The organism is Nonomuraea sp. NPDC050478, from assembly GCF_044458265.1.
GTDB lineage: Bacteria > Actinomycetota > Actinomycetes > Streptosporangiales > Streptosporangiaceae > Nonomuraea > Nonomuraea ferruginea.
The window spans coordinates 607,936-625,584 of record NZ_JBITHT010000002.1; the positions used below are offsets into that span (position 1 = coordinate 607,936).

The following is a 17,649-nucleotide window of genomic DNA, read 5'->3' on the forward strand; positions in this document are numbered from 1 at the left end:
GCCGGCCGGCCGCAGGAGTTGTCGCCGTCCGGCTCTGACGGCCTGGGGTGACGCTCGCTTCGACGGCGACGATCGGGGCGTCGTGCACGCAGGCGACCTGAGTTGCGGCGCCGGCCCGGCGGCCAACATCCTGTTCGTGCTCCAGACCTGACGAAGTAGGATCTGGGCCCCTCGGCTGTTCCCCCTGGAGGTGTCGTTGGCCGGTCACCAGATCCTCGCGGTCGATGACGACCCGGCGATCCTGCGGGCGCTGCGGCGCGGGCTGCGGCTGGAAGGGTTCGGCGTCGACACCGCCGGCTCCGGGCAGCGGGCGCTGGAGCTCGTCGCCGTCCGCAGGCCGGACGCGGTCGTGCTCGACGTGTCCATGCCCGGCCTGTCCGGCATCGATGTGTGCGCCCGCCTGCGGTCCGGCGGGGCCGACGTGCCGGTGCTCATGCTGTCCGCCATGGACGACGTGGCCGACCGGGTCGCCGGGCTCGCCGCGGGCGCCGACGACTACGTGGTCAAGCCGTTCGACCTCGGCGAGCTGGTGCTGCGGCTGCGCGCGCTGCTGCGCCGGGCCGGCCGGGTCCCCGGCGCCGCGGTACGGGTCGGGCCGCTGGTCGTCGAGCCGGCCGCGCGCAGGGTGACGATGCACGGGCGCGAGGTCGAGGTGACCCGGCGCGAGTTCGACCTGCTGGAGGTGCTGGCGCTCAACGCCGGCCTGGTGCTGTCCCGCGAGGTGCTGCTGGAGCGGGTCTGGGGCTACGACTTCGACGTCACCGAGAACGCCGTCGACACCTTCGTCGGCTACCTCCGGCGCAAGCTGGGTGAGCCCCGCATGGTGCACACCGTCCGCGGTGTCGGCTTCGTCCTGCGGGCGCCGGCGGCGTGAAGCTGTCCACCCGCTTCGCGCTCTGCCTGGCCGTGCTCGTCCCGCTCATGGTGTCGCTGGCCGGGCTGCTGGTGCTGGCCCTGGTCTCCGCCGATCTGCGCGCCGAGCGCGACGAACGGCTGCTGGCGCGGCTGAACGCGCTCCGGCCGATGGCCACCTCGTACGCCTGGCGGGCCCGCGTCGCGCCCGCCGTGCCGCCGGACTTCATGGAGCGGCGGCTGGCCGCCGCGGTCGGTACGGGCGCGTACGTGCACGTCCACGGCGCGGAACCGCTGACGATCGGCGACGTGCCCGCGCGCCCGCCCGCCGGCGACGGCCCCGCCGACCACGCCGAAGGGGCGGGCGAGTGGCGGTACGTGGCCACCGACCTGGGGCGGCGGGGCAGCCGGTTATGGCTGTTCGAGCCGCGGGAACGGCTCGACGCCCAGCTCGCGCTGCTGCGCCGGCGGGTGTGGACGGTCACGCTGGCCGGCGCCGCGGCGGGCGCGGCGGCCGGGCTGGCGCTCGGGCGGTACGCGGTACGACCGCTCGTCCGGCTCGGCCGGCAGGCCGCGGCCCTCGACACCCCGCCGGAGCCGTCCGCCCGCACGGGGATCCGGCTGGACACCGGGTCCCGCGTCGGTGAGATCGACCACCTGGCCGGGGTGCTCAACGACCTGCTGGACCGGCGCGACGCGGCGGTGACCCGCACCGCCGAGGCGCTCGACACCGCCCGCGCCTTCGCCGCCACCGCCGCGCACGAGCTGCGCACCCCGCTCACCAGCATGGGCGCCAACCTCGCCCTGCTCGACCACCCCGGCCTCACCTCCGCCGACCGCGACGAACTCGTCGCCGACCTGACCGCCGAGCACGCCCGCGTCCAGCGGCTCATCACCGTGCTCCGCCAACTCGCCGCCGGAGAGCTGCTCGACCCCGCGACCTCCGCCCCCGCCGACCTGAGCGGCATCGTGCGCGAAGCCGCCGCCGCGGCCCGCCGCCGCCACCCCGGCACGACGATCACCGAGTCCGTGGCGGACGGCGTGACCGTGCGCGGCTGGGCCGAGGGGCTCCGGCTGATCGCCGGCAACCTGCTCGACAACGCCGCCAGGCACGGCGAGCCCCCGATCACCGTGGAACTCGCCCTTGACGGGGCGACCGCCGTCCTCACCGTCACCGACGGCGGCCCCGGCGTCCCCGCCGGGGAGCGTGAAGCCGTGTTCGCCCGGTTCCGCCGCCGTCCGGGCAGCCCCGGCTCCGGCCTCGGCCTGACGCTCGTCCGTCAGCAGGCCGAGCTGCACGGCGGCGCCGCCACCGCGACCGGCTCCCGCTTCGAGATCCGGCTGCCCACGGCAGGCGGGACCGGCCGGGCCCGCTCGTGGCTGGAGTGACTGCCAGAGATTTGCCAAGGACGCCCGCCATCATCGCCCCTGTCCCATCACCCACTCCAGGAGGCGACGTGCGCAGCATCCTCATCGCGCTCACCCTGGCCGCTCCCGCGGCCCCGTCCGCCGACGTCATCCGGCCGTCGGCGAACCCGGTCAACCTGGTCGACGCCAACCGGCCGCTCTCGGCCACGTACACCTACCAGGGCGAGCGGCGCACCCTTGACGACTTCCTCACCCGTACGAAGACCAACGGATTCCTCGTCCTGCGCGGTCAGAAGATCGTCCACGAGCGGTACACCGACGCGAACCGGAACACCCGCTTCCAGTCGTGGTCGATGGCCAAGTCCTTCACCTCGGCGGCACTCGGCATCGCGCTGCGGGAGGGGCACATCCGGTCGCTCGACGAGCCCGTCACCAAGTACCTGCCCGAACTGCGCAAGTCCGGCTACAACAACGTGTCCATCCGGCACCTGCTGTGGATGTCGTCCGGCACCGACTGGGACGAGCGCGAGGACGTCCCCCGGATGCAGATCGCCGCGAACCAGGGCCAGTCGCTCACCCGGATGGCCGCCCGTCAGCAGCCCGACTGGACCCCAGGAAGCCAGTTCGAGTACAACAGCATGAACTCGTACGTCCTGGCCCGCGTGATCACCGAGGCGACCGGCACCCCCTACCACCGCTACGTCGAGAAGAAGATCTGGCAGCCCGCGGGCATGGCGGGCGCGGCCCAGATCTCCAGTGACGGCAAGGGCGAGAGCCTCGGCTACTGCTGCTTCCAGGCCACCGACCGCGACTACGCCCGCTTCGGCCTCCTCTACCTGCGCCAGGGCAAGGCTCACGGCAAGCAGGTGGTCCCGGCGTCGTGGGTGAAGTCGTCCACCAGCCCGTCCGAGGTCAACCCGAAGTACGGGCTGCACTGGTGGCTGGGCGGCGAGCGTGACTTCATGGCGGCGGGGTTCGGCGGACAGTACATCTACGTCTCGCCGGAGCACGACGTGGTGATCGTCAAGTCGACCACGTCGACCGGCGCGCACGACCAGGAGGAGGTGCTGGCCGCCTTCCGCGCCGTCGCCGCCAAGGTCTCCTGAGCGCGCCGTACGACACCCGGGTCACCTCGTACGGTCACCGTCGGGCGACGGCCTGCGGCGAGCCGGCGTCACGGGCTGTTCCGGCTCGTCCCGGTACCGCCACCCCGACCAGTGACCTGGACGACGATCACCGGCCCGGCGGGGCGGACCAGGAGACCGTCACCGTCACGTGTCGGGTATGAACGGGCCTTAGTACTGAGGCGTAAGAGTCACCTGGCGACGGCCACCGCGGGATCATCCGGAGTCGGTGAAGACAACCGAAGATCGTGCGGTGGCCGCGGACCGCCGGTCGGTTCGGCCGCATCGAACCACGTCGCGCCGCGCATGCGTACGTGCGCGGGCTGCCGGCCGACACCGACCGCGAGAACTGCTGGAACGTGGCCGAACACGCCGGGCTGCTCGGTCCGCGGTCGCGCGGCCGGGGACCGAGACGATGTCGGGCTCGTCGTCCTGGCCGATGCCGGCGGTGCAGGTGCAGAGCGAACCTACGGCTCGACCTGCCCAGGACTCGTGCACGCCCGGGCCCGTCGCAGCGGGGCCCGCGGCGCTGACCGCTAGCCCGTGCCGGCGAGCCAGGCGGTCTCGCCCTGGTGGAACGCGTCGAGCTCGGCCGGCCGGTCGTCGCCGAGCAGGTCTTGGCTCACCGTCACGCCGCGGGTCGACTGAATCCAGGTGAGGAACCGGTAGGACGGCCGAAGCCCGGCAAGCTGGGCCACGTCCACCGGAAGCGCGTCACCCGCGTGGACGGGGCGCAGCTCGTCGCGCTCCATCAGGACCTCGAAGGTCATCAGCCTCCACCGTCCTTCGTCCCGAACCGCACGTGAGAAGAAGCGGCAGTAGGCGTGGAAGTCGACCTCCACTCCCTTCACCGTGGTCCGGTTGAAGATCTTCGCCGGGCTCTCGACGGTCGCCCGATCGCCCTCGACCCGCGCGTAGGCGGGGAAGACCCAGTGCTTGCTGTTCCCGGTCCGCTCCATCCACGTCTTCGTCGCCTCGACGTAGGCCTCGCCGCCGCGTCCCTCGTACCACGTGGTCCGGACGTAGGCGTCGTCGTGGAAGCAGTCACGCATCATGTCGAAGAGTCGCTGGTCGCGGGCGAAGCGTTCCCGCCTCACCAGGTCGAAGAGCTCCTCGCGGTCCAGGAGGACTGCCAGCCGCCGGCTGTGGTCAGGGTTCACCATGTCGTCCTCTCGTTCACCGCGGATAGCCGAGCACGGCCTTCACCTCGAGGTACTCCTCGAAGCCGAACCGCCCGAACTCCCGTCCGTTCCCGGACTGCTTGTAGCCGCCGAACGGCAGGCTGCGGTCGAACGGAGCGCCGTTGAGGTAGACGCGGCCCGCACGGATGCGGTTGGCGACCCTGCGGGCGCGGTCGGGGTCCTTCGACTGCACGAAGCCCGCCAGCCCGTACGGCGTGTCGTTCGCGATCTCGACGGCCTCGTCCTCGGTCTCGTAGAGCAGGATCGAGAGCACGGGGCCGAAGATCTCCTCGCGCGCGATCCGCATCTGCGGCGTGACGTCGCCGAACACGGTCGGGCGGACGTAGAACCCCTTGTCGAGCCCGTCGGGGCGTCCCGGGCCGCCGGCCACGAGCGTCGCGCCCTCGTCGATCCCCGACTGCACGAGCGCGGTGATCTTCTCCAGCTGCGCCTGGCTCACCACGGGCCCCATCGTGGTCGACGGATCGAACGGGTCCCCGAGACGGACCTCCTCGACCGCCCGTCGCGCAGCGGCGTACGCCTCGTCGCGCTGCGAGCGGTGCACGAGCATCCGCGTGGGCGACTGACAGTTCTGGCCGCCATTGGTGTAGCACGAGTGCACCCCGGCGACGACCGCGGACTCCAGGTCCGCGTCGGGCAGGATGATGTTGGCCGACTTGCCGCCGAGCTCGAGCGCGACGCGCTTCACCGTGTCGGCCGCGAGCTTGGCGACCCTGATGCCGGCACCGGTCGAGCCGGTGAGCGAGACCATGTCGATGCCGGGGTGCGCCGCGATGGCCTCACCCACCGTGGGACCGTCACCGTTGACGAGGTTGAACACGCCGGGCGGCAGTCCGGCGTCGTGGATGACCTCGGCGAGCACCATGGCGCTGAGCGGCGCGATCTCGCTCGGCTTGAGCACCACGGTGCATCCCGTGGCGAGGGCCGGGGCCACCTTCGACGCGACCTGGTTCAGCGGCCAGTTCCACGGCGTGATGAGACCGCAGACGCCGATCGGCTCGCGCCGCACGATCCCGGCTCCCATCTTGTCCTCGAAGCGATAGTCCGCGAGCACGCGGGCCGCCTCCTCGAAGTGGAACAGCGCCACCGTGGCCTGGCGTTCCGTCGAGAACGTGATCGGCGCCCCCATCTCGCGCGTCATCGTCCGGGCGATCTCGGGCAGCCGAGCCCGGAAGCCGGAGATGATCCGCTCGAGGTACTCCAGCCGTTGCTCCACGCTGACGTGCGCGTACGCGGCGAAGGCCGCGCGCGCCGCCACCACCGCGCGGTCGACGTCCTCGGCCGTCCCGAGGCTGATCTCCGCGAACGTCTCCTCGGTCGCGGGGTCGAGGACGCCCAAGGTGCGCGGCGCGGCCGGATCGACCCACGCACCCCCGATGTAGAACTGGTGCCTGGTGGACATGTCGCTCTCCAACCTCCTCATGGTGTCGCCGCGGCGAGCGGGACGTCGAGTCGCGAGCGGAGCTCATGGAACGAGATCCCCCACGTCTCCCGGACGAGGACCTGGTCCCCTCCGGTGATCTCGAATATGGCGACGTCCGTATAAATCCGGTCCACGCACCGCAGCGCGGTGAGCGGATACGTGCATTCCCTGACGAGCTTCGGCTCGCCGGTCCTGGTGAACAGCGACATCAGCACGAAGACCTGCTTGGCGCCCACGGCGAGGTCCATCGCCCCGCCGACCGCCGGGATCGCGTCGGGCTCGCCGGTGTGCCAGTTGGCGAGATCCCCCGATGCCGAGACCTGGTAGGCGCCGAGGACGCACAGGTCGAGGTGGCCGCCTCGCATCATGGCGAACGAGTCGGCATGGTGGAAGTACGAGGCGCCGGGCAGCTCGGTCACCGGGAACTTGCCGGCATTGATCAGGTCGGGATCGATCGCGTCGCCCGTCGCCGCCGGCCCCATGCCGAGCATGCCGTTCTCGGTGTGGAGGATGACCCCCGACTCCGGGGGGAGGTGGTCGCCGACGGTCGTGGGCTGACCTATGCCGAGGTTGACGTACGCCCCGCGGGGAATGTCGCGCGCGAGCACCCGGGCCATCTCGTCCCGCCCGAGGGGGCTGCGGTCAATGTGCTGAGCGATCATGACGCCACCTGCACGATCCGGTCGACGTGGATGCCTGGGGTGACCACGGCCTCAGGATCCAGCACTCCCGGCTCGACGACGTGCCGCACCTGCACGACGGTGGTCGTCGCGGCCGTCGCCATGACGGGAGCGAAGTTGCGTGCCGTCTTGCGGTAGACGAGGTTCCCGAAGGCGTCCGCGGTGTGGGCGCTGATGAGCGCGACGTCGGCGGCGATGGGCAGCTCCAGGACGTACGTCCGGCCGTCGATCTCGCGGGTCTCCTTTCCCTCCGCGAGGAGGGTCCCGGCTCCGGTGCGGGTGTAGAACCCGCCGATCCCGGCTCCGGCGGCGCGCATGCGCTCGGCCAGGTTCCCCTGCGGCGCGACCTCGAGCTCGATCTTCCCGCTGCGGTACAGCTCGTCGAAGACCCAGGAGTCCGTCTGCCGGGGGAACGAGCACACGATCTTGCGCACCCGCCCGGCCGCGAGCAGCGCCGCGAGCCCGGTGTCCCCGTTGCCCGCGTTGTTCGACACGACGGTCAGGTCTCGCGCTCCCTGCCGGATCAACGCGTCGATCAGGTCGAACGGCATGCCGGTCGTGCCGAAGCCGCCGACCAGCACCGTCGAGCCGTCGGCGATGCCGCTGACCGCCTCGTCGGCAGAGGTGCAGAGCAGCGTCATGCGACGTTCTCCAGCACGACCGCCAAGCCCTGACCCACACCGATGCAGATGGCCGCCACGCCCCATCGTTCACCGGACTCCACGAGCCGCGCCGCGAGGGTCCCGAGAACGCGCCCGCCCGAGGCGCCCAGCGGGTGCCCGATGGCGATCGCCCCGCCCTTGGCGTTGACGACCTCGGCGTCCCGCAGCCCGAGCTTCAGCCAGGCGTCGACACAGGCGATCGACTGGACGGCGAACGCCTCGTTCAGCTCGACGGCGCCGATGTCGTCCCAGGTGATGCCCGCCCGCTCGAGCGCGTCGCCCGCGGCCTCGACCGGGGCGTAGCCGAACTGCTGCGGCTCCAGCGCCGCCCAGCCGCGACCGGCGACCCGCGCGACCGGGTCACGGCCGATGGTCGCGGCCGCGCTCGCCGAGCCCAGCAGGACCGCGCTCGCGCCGTCGTTCAACGGTGAGCAGTTGCCGGCGGTGATCGTCCCGTCGGGCCGGAACGCCGGCTTCAGCTTCGCCAGCGCCTCGAGCGAGGTGCCGGCACGGATGCTCTCGTCCTGGACCAGGTCGGCGCCGGGGACGGGCACCACGAGGTCGTCGTAGAAGCCCTTCGCCCACGCCTCCGCCGCGAGGCGGTGCGAGCGGGCGCCGAACTCGTCCTGCCGCTCACGCGAGATCGAGAACTTCTCCCGCAGTTGCTCGTTGCACTCGCCCAGCGAGGCCGTCCACTCGGCGGGCATCCGCTCGTTCACCAGACGCCAGCCCAGCGTCGTGGAGACGGCGGTGACGTCGCCTGCCGGGAACCGGCGCGACGGCTTCGGCAGGACCCACGGCGCCCGCGTCATCGACTCCACGCCTCCGGCGATCGCGATCTCCGCGTCGCCGGCCTCGATCATGCGTGCGGCCATCATGGCGGCGTCCAGCGACGAGCCGCAGAGCCGGTTCACCGTGGTGGCGGTCACCGAGACGGGCATGCCCGCCAGCAGCACGGCCATCCGGCCGACGTTGCGATTGTCCTCGCCGGCGCCGTTGGCGTTGCCCCAGAACACGTCGTCGACCAGGCCGGGATCCAGGCCCGGCGAGCGGTCGAGAAGTCCCTTCAACGCAGTCGCGGCCAGATCGTCGGTCCTCGTGTCGGCCAAGGCTCCGTTGAACCGGCCGAACGGGGTCCGGACCGACGCGTACACGAATGAGCTGCTCATCGGAGCGTCTCCACTTCCTGCCCCATCTCAGGAGGCGTCCTTCGCTTGCTTGCGGATGTCGTGTGGTGCCAGTGCGGGAGGACGTGCCGCCCGACGAGGTCGAGTGTGTGGCGGGCGACCTCCGGCGGCATGCCGAACGGGGCGATCCGCAGCTGGACGGACGTGACCCCCGCCCGGACGTACCGGGCGATCGTCGCGTCGATCTGGTCGGGCGTGCCCACCATGGGGAGCTCGATCTCGGCAGGGCCGTCCGCACCCATCCACAAGCCCCGCTCGGTGTAGTAGCCGGTCGCGGCCTTCAGGTGGCGCGCGGCGAGCTCGCGGGCAGTGGCGGCATCCTCGTGGACGACGCAGAACCTGGTGGTGGCGACCACTCCCTCCGTCCCGTCCGGCCGTCCGCCGCGACACGACCAGTAGGCGGCCGACTGCTTGGTCAACAGGTCGTCGCAGTAGTTCGTCGCGCCGTAGAATCCGTCGGCGAGCGTCGCGGCACGACGGGCCGAGGCAGCCACCTTGCCGCCCACCAGGATCCGCGGCCCCCCGCGCCGCACCGGAGGCGGGACCGCCACCGGCGCGTCGGCGGACCAGGCGTCGCGCAGCGACTTCAGCGTGGCGTCGAAGGCCGCGCCGGCCGGACCTGACGCGGGCAGCCCGGCCCGTTGGGCGACCTCCGGGCCGCCGAGCCCGAGGCCGAGGGTGAGTTTCCCGCCGCACAGCTGGTCGAGCAGCGCGGCCTCGTACGCCAGCTTCTCCGGACTGTACGCGCGCAGGAGCAGCACCGCCGACCCCAGCGCCAGGGACGTCCGCCCGGCCAGATGCCCCAGGACCATCAGGGCGGACGGAAGGTGGAACGGCTGAGCCGCCGCGTGATAGCTCTCACCCACCCACGCGGAGTCGAAACCGTGCCGCTCCGCGCGGGCGAGCAGCGTGACCGCGCGATCCACCTGCGGGCGGACCGGCTCCTGGGAGCTCAGGTCGAGCGCGACCCCCAGCCGCATTCAGCCGGCGCTCTCTGCTTGCTTGACGACCTCGTCGTAGGAGAACTCGTTGAACGCCTTGAACATCGCGTCGGTGTAGATCTCCTTCGCCGGGAACTTCTTGATGAGTCCGGCCGAGGCCATGAAGTCGAGCGAACGGGTGAACGCCGCCTCGTCGATCCGGCCCAGGGTCTTGTCGTCGAAGCCCTGCCCGTCCAGGCGTACCTCGAGGACCTTGACCCCGTCGGCCAGCGCCTTCTCCTCCGGTTCCGACCCGCGGGTCTCCGGATAGAGCTTCCACAGGTCACGGATCGCGGCCTCCGGGTTGGCCTTGGCGAAGACGAACGCCTTCGCCACCGCACGGCCGAACCGTTCGAGGACGTCCTTCTTGGCCTCGAGGTTCTTCCGGGTCGTCGCGAAGCCGCCGCCCCACGCGTCCGCCGTCTCCTTGACGGGAAGCGGCGTCAAGGTGACGCCGGCGTTCTTGACGATCTGGTACTGGATGTCCCAGAGCGCCAGCGCATCGACCTGGCCGCTCTTGATGGCGTTGATCTGCTGGGCGCCGGCGCCGATCGGCACCAGCGTGGCTCCGTTCTGGCCCAGCCCGTTGAGCTCCATCGCGGTCCGGGCGAACGTCGCGCCGGAGCTCGCGACCGCGGAGACGCCGATCTTCTTGCCGTTCAGGTTGGCGATGCTCTTCACGTCCGAACCGTCCGGCAACTGCAGGCTGTAGATCCACTTCGCCCAGTAGGAGCTGAAGTAGGCCAGGTCCAGGTCCTTGTCGTGCCCGATGGCCACGGGCTCGACCGTCATGAGGCCGAGGTCGGCCCCGCCGCCGGCGACCTGCTGCGCTGCCTGGGTGGCCGACGGGAACAGGTTGGTCGTGACCTTCAGACCCTCCTGCTCGTAGAAACCCTCGGCCTCCACGACGGCCATGACCGCGTAGCCGGCGTTCCAGCTCGGGGACGCCATCGCGAACGTCACCGGCGTCAGCCCGCCGGACTTGGCCGAGGCGTCGGATCCGCTGCCGGAACCGCACGCGCTCAGCGTCACGACCGCGCACAAGACCGCGACCGCACCACTGACGACTTTCACCGCTCGTCCGGTCTTCACGATGGAACCTGCCTCTTACTGGTTGGGGAGGGGGTAGGTGTCTTCGTTGAGCACTCGGCCCGGCGTCAGGGAGAAGTCCAGACGCGGCGGGCAGAAGATGTCGATCAGCTGGTTGGTCCCCGAACCGACGGCCTCGCTGGTGTGGATCATGGGCGGCGGGATCACGGCCACGGAAGGACTGCCGCACTTCAGGTGCCGGTCCTCGCGCCACTCGCTGCGCCGCCTGGACCACGGGGTCCGCAGGTGGTGGACGTACTCACCCTCCACGGCGAGCGAGCACTGTTCGAAGTCGTCGTGGTCGTGCGGCGAGAGGGTGTCCGGATCGCGCGGGCCGATCCTGGGCGCCAGGAAGTTGATCATGAAGGTGCTGCACCGCACGATCTGGCCCGGGCGGACGGCGTCCTGCGTCACCTGCAGGTCGGCCAGCCGGTAGGCCCTGATGCGGTAACCTCCGGGCGGGTCGGGCCACGGCTCGAACGGCTTGGTGTTCGGGTGCGGATCGGCGTACGAGTCCCGGTTGCGCGCCTTGTCCAGCAGGTCGGCGGACCGGGAGCTGAACAGCCGTACGACGGTGCAGTCGTCGACGCCGGCGATCGCGCTGCTGCCCGGCGGGACCATCACCACGGCCTTGCCCGAGACCGGCTCGGACTCCCGCGACGCACGGATGACGACGCCGCACTCCTCGTACGGGAGGATCGCGACGTACTCGTCCGGCTGGTCATCCCGCTCCAGCACGTCGCCGGCGACCAGCGTCGTGTAGGCGAGGACGAAGTTGTGTCCGCGGAAGTACCACGTCGACGATCCACCAGGGGTCGTCTCGTCGGGATCGCCCGTACCGAGGTCGGAGAACTCCACGTCGGGTGGGGTGGCCAAGGTGGTCATCGTCTGTCCTCATCTGTCGTGGGGGTGGTCGTTCAGTCGTCCAGGCCGAGCAGGAAGGCCGGGTTGTCGCAGAAGATCTGCCGCAGCGACCTCTCGTCCAGGCCGAGGTCCAGCAGCGCCGTCGCGACGCGGATGTAGGAGTCCACCGGCAGCGGCCGGTCCTTCTGGCCAAGGTCGGAGGCGATCACGGTGTGCTCCGGGCCGATCTTCTCGATCCAGTCCATGAGGATCTTCGGGTCCCACTTCTTGGTCCCCTCGGGGTCGTAGAAGCCGGTCTCGTGCTCGACGAACGCTCCGTAGCCGACGAGCTCACGGCACTTCGCCTCGTCCGCGCCGATGACGTAGTCGGGATGGTTGAGCAGCATCCGGGTGACACCCTTGTCCTTGGCCGCGGCGAACAACTGGGTGATCGACTCGGTCTCCATGTGCCCGCCGGTCACCATCGCGCCGGTCTCCTTGACCAGGTCGAGCACCTCGTGGACCTCGGGGATCAGCTCGCCGTTCTCCTGGTGGATGCCGACCCTGGACGACGGCACCTCGACGCTCGCCGTGGGGAAGCCGACGCCCTCCGGATGGCACTCGATGTGCCGGCCGGCCGAGAACGTCGGGAACCACACCGCCTTGCCCCCCATGCGCAGGCACATGGCCACCGCCTGGGGGTTGATGCCGCCGATCATGCTGTTCAGGGTGATGCCGCCGAAGACCGGGGTCTTGATCTTGGCCAGCCGGTCGCTCATCGCGAGCAGGTCCATGACGGTGTTGTGGTGGTGGGACTTCACCAGCACACCCCGCATGCCGAGCCGCTCGCCGTCCTTGCCGGCCTCGGCATGGTCGATGCGTCGGGGGAACGGGTTCGGGCCGGAATGGCAGTGCAGGTCAACGCAGCCGTTCAGCAGCTTGATGATGGCGGGTGTGGCAGTCACGAAGTCTCCAGGCGTCGGCGGTGTTCGCATCACAGACTGAGAGTTCGCTATCCGGTCTGTCAATAGGGTGCGTTCGAGGAAGGCTTCCGCGAATTCGCAGGAAAATCTTGCAGCGAGACGTGGGACACGCTTACTCTCTGTCCGTACTGCGAACTACGGGCACTCTTTATGGACACTCAACGAGGCGGGGGCCGATGACGAAGCGCCAGGTCGACAAGCCAGTGACTGCTCGCGAGCAGGACATCCAGGCGGTGAGCCGGACCGCGCAGATCCTCGGACTGTTCGGTCCGGAGACTCCGGAGCTCTCCGTCGCGGAGGCCACCCGCCGGCTGGGTCTGAACCGGACCACGGTGCATCGCTACTTCAGCTCGATGATCGGCTCCGGCCTGCTCGAGCGTGTGGAGGACTCCGCACTCGTTCGTCCCGGACGGTCGATCCTGCAGCTCGGCAGCTTCATGCTGGGACAGCAGCGCATCATGCAGAAGGCGCCGGCCTACATGCGCGAGCTCGTGCTCGAGATCAAGGTCAGCACCGTGCTGTCGCTGTGGGGCACCTCCGGCCCGGTGGTCTCGCTGGTGGAGGAGGCCGAGCATCCCACCCTGGTGACAGTGCGCGTGGGCTCGCAGCTCGCCCTGGACTCCTCGCAGGCCAAGGTCTTCCTGGCCTTCCTCCCCGACCAGTTCCACGCCGACCGGCTCACCGGCAGCCTCCCCGAGCCCCAGCGCACCGAGACTCGCCGTCGTATCGAGGCGATCCAGCAGGCCGGCATGAGCAGCCACGTCAACCACCGCGGCATCTGCGTCGTCGCGGCGCCGGTGTTCGCGGCGACCGGGATCTGCGCCACGATCGCGGCCGTCGGCACCGAGCGGATGCTGCCGGAGGCGCTGGACTCCCGAGAGGCCACGGCGTTAAAGGCCGCCTGCAAGCGACTGACCAAGGAGATGGGCGGCACGTGGCCCGAGGCGGCCGACTGATCGCTGCCGGCACGACGACCAAGGCGCGGGCAGCCTGCGCTCGAACCAGGTGAGGAATGACAGACATGCCGACCAGCACCGACACCGACTGCGTCATCCGCCTGGACTCGCTGTCCATGCTCTACCCGACGAAGTCCGGCGGGACCGTCCAGGCTCTCGACGACGTCTCCCTCAGCGTCCGAGCCGGTGAGTTCATCTCCATCGTCGGCCCCAGCGGCTGCGGCAAGAGCACGCTGCTGCGGATCATCATGGGCCTGTCCCGCCAGACCTCCGGACAGGTCACCTTCGGGCCGTCGGAGGACACCCACCGCAACCAGCTCGGGATGGTCTTCCAGCAGCCGCTGCTGCTGCCATGGCGCACCGTGCGGAAGAACCTGCTGACGTCGCCGGACCTTCACGGCGCCCGGGACGCCGCGACCCACGCGAAGGCCGACGAGCTGCTGGTGATGCTCGGCCTGGAGGAGTTCGGCGATCGGTACCCCAACGAGCTGTCCGGCGGGATGCAGCAGCGGGTCGGGATCGGCCGTGCCCTGATGCACGACCCGCGCATCCTGCTCATGGACGAGCCGTTCGGCGCCCTCGACGCGATGACCCGCGACCAGATGGGACTGGACCTGCTGAAGATCTGGGACCAGGACCGCAAGACCGTGCTGTTCGTGACGCACAGCATCCCCGAGGCGGTGCTCCTCGCCGACCGCGTCGTGGTCATGACACCGCGACCCGGCCGGTTGGCGGACGTCGTCGAGGTCGCGCTCCCTCGACCGCGGCGGCTCGAGAACATCAACACGCCCGAGTTCGGGGAGATCGTCCTGAAGATCCGCAAGCTGCTCGACTCCGAGCACAGCGCCCACTAGGAGTCCTGATGTCCACCAACACCAAGCGCCACGCAGCCGGCGGCGAGGCACTCGCCGCCCCGGACGGCGGGACCGCGCCGGTGGAGGCGCCCACGAGCTCGGACACCCCGGTCCGATCCCGACGCCGCCGAGTACCGGAGATCACCTACAGCGTGCTGGTGTTCATCGGGCTGTTGGTGGTCTGGCAGGCCGTCGTGGAGATTTTCGACGTCTCCGACATCCTCGTCCCCGCACCCACGGCCGTCGCCGGCTCCCTGGTCGACGGCTTCCAGGACGGCAGCCTGATGACCCACTCGATCGTCACCCTGAAGGAGATCCTGATCGGGTTCGGCATCGCGGTCGGCTCGGCACTGGTCTCCGCGGTGCTCATCACCCAGTTCCGGACGGTGGAGCGCGTGCTCTTCCCGCTGCTCATCCTGACCCAGACCATCCCGAAGGTCGCCATGGCGCCTCTGCTGATCGTCTGGTTCGGCATCGGGATCAGCTCGAAGGTGCTGACCGTGGCGCTGATCGCGTTCTTCCCCCTCCTCATCAACGCCATCTTGGGATTCCGGTCCGCCGCCTACGAGCAGGTCGAGATGCTCAGGTCCTTCGGCGCGTCCCGCATGCAGGTCATGCGGCACCTGCAGATCCCGTCGGCGCTTCCGCACATCTTCGCGGGACTGGAGGTCGCCGTCATCCTTTCCGTGACCGGCGCCGTGGTCGCGGAGTTCGTGGGCAGCTCCGCAGGTCTGGGCTACCTGATCCAGGCGAGCAACTTCACCCTGGACGTGGCCAGGACCTTCGCGGTGATCGTCGTGCTGTCGGCCGTCGGCATCGCACTGCACGCGGTCGTCGTGCAGCTCGGCAAGTGGCTGGTCTTCTGGACCGCCGCCCCCACCGACACCACCAGCGGGATCTGAGCCATGACACGAGTACGCAACGGGATCAACGACGGCACGCTCGGGACCTGGATCAAGCTCGCCAGCCCCGAGAGCGTCGAGATCATGGCCTACGCGGGCTTCGACTTCGTGGTCATCGACCTCGAGCACACGACACTGGACCTGGGCGCCGCCTCGACCCACATCGCGACGGCCCGCGCCCTCGGCGTGGACCCGCTCGTCAGGGTGCCTGACCACGGCCTCAGCGTGATCCAGCGGGTCCTGGACGCCGGCGCGGCCGGTGTGATCGTGCCGCACGTGGACACGGCTCAGCAGGCCCGGGCGGTCGTACGGGCCACCCGCTTCCCGCCGCGCGGCGACCGCGGGTCCGGCGGCACCAGCCGAGCGGGTCGCTGGGGGCTGCTGCCACGGGCGGACTACCTCGAGTACGGCAACGAGCAGGTTCTGTGCGTCGTCCAGCTCGAGAGCGAGGCGGCGATCAGGAACGCGAGGGAGATCCTGGCCCTCGACGGCATCGGTGCCGCGCTCGTCGGGACGGCCGACCTCTCGATGTCGATGGGCGTCGCGGCGGGACGCGACGAGGTGGACCGGCTCGCCACGTCCGCGCTGGAGGCCGCCGCCGCGGCAGGTGTTCCCATCGGCACCGCCTCCGCCACGAGTGAGGAGGCCCGGACCGCGCTGGCCCGCGGCTACGACTACGTGGTGGTCAGCAACGACACCTCGATCCTCGCCAGCGGAAGCCGGGCGATCGTGAACGCGCTGAAAGCGCCCGTCGCCGAGCGAGTCGCCCGGTGAGCGCGCCACGGGTCGCCATCGTGACGGGCTCGAGCTCCGGGATCGGAGAAGGGATCGCCCATGCGCTCGCGGCAGACGGCTTCACCGTCGTGGTGAACTCGGCCACCTCGGTCGACGCCGGTGAGCGGCTCGCGGCCCGGCTCCCGGGGGCGAGCTACGTCCAGGCCGACATCGCCGATCCCTCCGACGCCGTGCGCTTGGTGGAGACGACCGTGGAGCGGCACGGCCGGCTCGACCTGCTGGTGAACAACGCCGGAGTGTCTCGACCCGTCCCCCACGCCGACCTGGATGCGATCACCGCTGACGACTGGCACCGGATCCTCGGCGTCAACGTCGTCGGGACGTGGCAGGTCTCCGTCGCCGCCGTGAAGGTCATGGAGCCCGGCAGCCAGATCATCAACATCACCTCGGTGGGCGGATCGCGCCCCCTCGGCAGCTCGATCCCCTACTCCGTCAGCAAGGCCGCGCTCGACCACCTGACGAGGCTGCTGGCCAAGGCCGTGGGTCCAGACGTCCGGGTGAACGCGATCGCCCCGGGGCCGCTCCAGACCCGACTGACCTCGGACAGCCTCACCACGCGGGCGGCGCGCACCGTGGCCATGACACCGCTGGGCCGGCTCGGGCAACCATCCGACGTCGCAGCGATGGTCCTGGCGCTCACCAAGGTCCCCTTCGTCACCGGTGAGGTGATCCACGTCGACGGCGGCATCAACCTCGTCACCCACCTCGACGCGCCTCGCAACGACGACGCGTGATCCGTACCCGCCCCTGAGGGCCAACCGGGGCGCTGCGCGGCGTCGATGGCATGCGCGACACCTTTGAGCCGGCCGGAATCCTCGAAGCGGTTGGGGGACTTGCCGACCTTCAACCGGCTCGGCGGCCGGACGGCGGGTTCTCGGTGCTGCGGTTGGCCACGCTGCTGGACCAGCCGGTACTGGCGGGGTCCGGCCTCCCTACCGGCCGGTCTGGCATTTTCGAGGACGGCCGGCCGGTCCGGCGCTTCCCTTCCTACAAGGGGCGGAAGCACTTTCGGACCGGTGGTGGTCAGCGACGATGGGCCGGCACGTCGGTTACGAGTCCTGGCTAGAACGCGATCACCTGATGTTGGACTACGACCCGCAGGTGGTCGGCATCGCCACCTACTGCCGGGGCGGACCATCGTCGAGGTGGAGACCAGGCTGCCGCCGGACGCTCCGACCGAGGCGGTCCCACGGGAGGAGTTCGATCCGTCACGGCGGAGCTCGGCCGAGCGGAAGCAGGCCAAGGCAGTGGAGCTGGACGTTACCGCCCGCACGATCGAGCGGCGGAGGGCCCGCGACGCTTGCTGCTCCCATGCCGGGTTTCCGGTGGTCCCGCACGATCATGCAGTCGGCTCCCCCGGCCGCCTACAGCCGAGAGCCCTGCCCCGGTTCCGGCTCGCGGAAGCGGAGCGGGGCTCGCTCAGGTGGGTCAGAATCCGCTGGCAGAACCCCCGGCCGGTCCTACGGCACCAACACGTCGGTGCTCGAATTTGAGACAGTGCCTAGTCGAGCCCGACGAGCGCCGGATCAGCGGCAGTGGTGCGGATGGGTATCGCAGTCGATGGGGTCTTGGTCGGGGTAGATCGACGACACTCCTGCGCCGTTCAGGGGCGCGGCTGTGGCAGACCCGGCGCCGATGACCTGTGCTGCCCCGATGGTGAAGAACGCAGCCATGATCATTACAGCCGTGCGCTTTTTGTTCATGTGACCCTCTCTTTGATCGTCGTACACGAGCCATGCTCGCTGGCCG

At 70.4% G+C, this 17,649-nt stretch carries 18 protein-coding genes; 8 read left to right on the plus strand and 10 right to left on the minus strand.

What is annotated here, in order from left to right:
* Positions 1–196 precede the first annotated feature (196 nt).
* From ACIBF7_RS10830 to ACIBF7_RS10840, 3 genes are all read left to right on the plus strand, one after another.
* Positions 197–874 carry a response regulator transcription factor gene (locus ACIBF7_RS10830; protein ID WP_148032249.1) on the plus strand — a complete coding sequence of 226 codons (678 nt, stop codon included), beginning with the start codon at positions 197–199 and terminating at the stop codon, positions 872–874.
* A complete protein-coding gene (locus ACIBF7_RS10835; RefSeq protein WP_397196970.1) occupies positions 871–2,241 on the plus strand; it encodes a sensor histidine kinase in 1,371 nt (456 codons plus the stop codon). The genes ACIBF7_RS10830 and ACIBF7_RS10835 overlap by 4 nt, the downstream gene beginning before the upstream one ends.
* A 68-nt stretch (positions 2,242–2,309) precedes the next feature.
* Positions 2,310–3,326, plus strand: a complete 1,017-nt coding sequence (locus tag ACIBF7_RS10840) for a serine hydrolase domain-containing protein (protein WP_397196971.1) — start codon at positions 2,310–2,312, stop codon at positions 3,324–3,326.
* A gap of 554 nt (positions 3,327–3,880) precedes the next feature.
* On the opposite strand, the gene ACIBF7_RS10845 is transcribed toward ACIBF7_RS10840, so the two are convergent.
* From ACIBF7_RS10845 to ACIBF7_RS10885, 9 genes are read right to left on the minus strand one after another with little or no spacing between them, the layout of a single operon-like run.
* Entirely contained in the window at positions 3,881–4,507 is a 627-nt protein-coding gene (locus ACIBF7_RS10845; RefSeq protein WP_397196972.1) for a nuclear transport factor 2 family protein, read from the minus strand.
* Between the two features lie 13 nt (positions 4,508–4,520).
* Positions 4,521–5,948, minus strand: a complete 1,428-nt coding sequence (locus ACIBF7_RS10850; protein ID WP_397196973.1) for an aldehyde dehydrogenase family protein — start codon at positions 5,946–5,948, stop codon at positions 4,521–4,523.
* Between the two features lie 17 nt (positions 5,949–5,965).
* The gene (locus ACIBF7_RS10855; RefSeq protein WP_397196974.1) at positions 5,966–6,631 is read right to left on the minus strand and encodes a 3-oxoacid CoA-transferase subunit B; all 666 of its coding nucleotides are present in this window, start codon (positions 6,629–6,631) and stop codon (positions 5,966–5,968) included.
* Positions 6,628–7,290, minus strand: a complete 663-nt coding sequence (locus ACIBF7_RS10860; RefSeq protein WP_397196975.1) for a 3-oxoacid CoA-transferase subunit A — start codon at positions 7,288–7,290, stop codon at positions 6,628–6,630. Before ACIBF7_RS10860 ends, ACIBF7_RS10855 begins: the two co-directional genes overlap by 4 nt.
* The gene (locus tag ACIBF7_RS10865) at positions 7,287–8,480 is read right to left on the minus strand and encodes a thiolase family protein (RefSeq protein ID WP_397196976.1); all 1,194 of its coding nucleotides are present in this window, start codon (positions 8,478–8,480) and stop codon (positions 7,287–7,289) included. The genes ACIBF7_RS10860 and ACIBF7_RS10865 overlap by 4 nt, the downstream gene beginning before the upstream one ends.
* Positions 8,477–9,478: an LLM class flavin-dependent oxidoreductase gene (locus tag ACIBF7_RS10870; RefSeq protein ID WP_397196977.1), complete on the minus strand. Its 1,002-nt coding sequence runs from the start codon at positions 9,476–9,478 to the stop codon at positions 8,477–8,479. Before ACIBF7_RS10870 ends, ACIBF7_RS10865 begins: the two co-directional genes overlap by 4 nt.
* A complete protein-coding gene (locus ACIBF7_RS10875; RefSeq protein WP_397196978.1) occupies positions 9,479–10,570 on the minus strand; it encodes an ABC transporter substrate-binding protein in 1,092 nt (363 codons plus the stop codon). It abuts the gene before it with no gap.
* A gap of 15 nt (positions 10,571–10,585) precedes the next feature.
* Positions 10,586–11,452, minus strand: a complete 867-nt coding sequence (locus ACIBF7_RS10880) for a hypothetical protein (RefSeq protein ID WP_397196979.1) — start codon at positions 11,450–11,452, stop codon at positions 10,586–10,588.
* 32 nt (positions 11,453–11,484) lie between these two features.
* The gene (locus tag ACIBF7_RS10885) at positions 11,485–12,375 is read right to left on the minus strand and encodes a DUF6282 family protein (RefSeq protein WP_397196980.1); all 891 of its coding nucleotides are present in this window, start codon (positions 12,373–12,375) and stop codon (positions 11,485–11,487) included.
* 194 nt (positions 12,376–12,569) lie between these two features.
* Between ACIBF7_RS10885 and ACIBF7_RS10890 the strand changes: the two genes are divergently transcribed.
* The 5 genes from ACIBF7_RS10890 (at position 12,570) to ACIBF7_RS10910 (ending at position 16,634) form a co-directional block, all read left to right on the plus strand.
* The gene (locus ACIBF7_RS10890; RefSeq protein ID WP_148032259.1) at positions 12,570–13,349 is read left to right on the plus strand and encodes an IclR family transcriptional regulator; all 780 of its coding nucleotides are present in this window, start codon (positions 12,570–12,572) and stop codon (positions 13,347–13,349) included.
* 65 nt (positions 13,350–13,414) lie between these two features.
* On the plus strand, positions 13,415–14,203 hold the full coding sequence (locus tag ACIBF7_RS10895; protein WP_148032260.1) for an ABC transporter ATP-binding protein: 789 nt from the start codon (positions 13,415–13,417) through the stop codon (positions 14,201–14,203).
* 8 nt (positions 14,204–14,211) lie between these two features.
* A complete protein-coding gene (locus ACIBF7_RS10900; protein ID WP_148032261.1) occupies positions 14,212–15,105 on the plus strand; it encodes an ABC transporter permease in 894 nt (297 codons plus the stop codon).
* Between the two features lie 3 nt (positions 15,106–15,108).
* Entirely contained in the window at positions 15,109–15,879 is a 771-nt protein-coding gene (locus ACIBF7_RS10905) for an HpcH/HpaI aldolase/citrate lyase family protein (RefSeq protein ID WP_148032262.1), read from the plus strand.
* Entirely contained in the window at positions 15,876–16,634 is a 759-nt protein-coding gene (locus ACIBF7_RS10910) for an SDR family NAD(P)-dependent oxidoreductase (RefSeq protein ID WP_397196981.1), read from the plus strand. The genes ACIBF7_RS10905 and ACIBF7_RS10910 overlap by 4 nt, the downstream gene beginning before the upstream one ends.
* Before the next feature lie 792 nt (positions 16,635–17,426).
* Here ACIBF7_RS10910 and ACIBF7_RS10915 read toward each other — a convergent pair.
* A complete protein-coding gene (locus tag ACIBF7_RS10915) occupies positions 17,427–17,603 on the minus strand; it encodes a hypothetical protein (RefSeq protein ID WP_271277133.1) in 177 nt (58 codons plus the stop codon).
* Positions 17,604–17,649 lie beyond the last annotated feature (46 nt).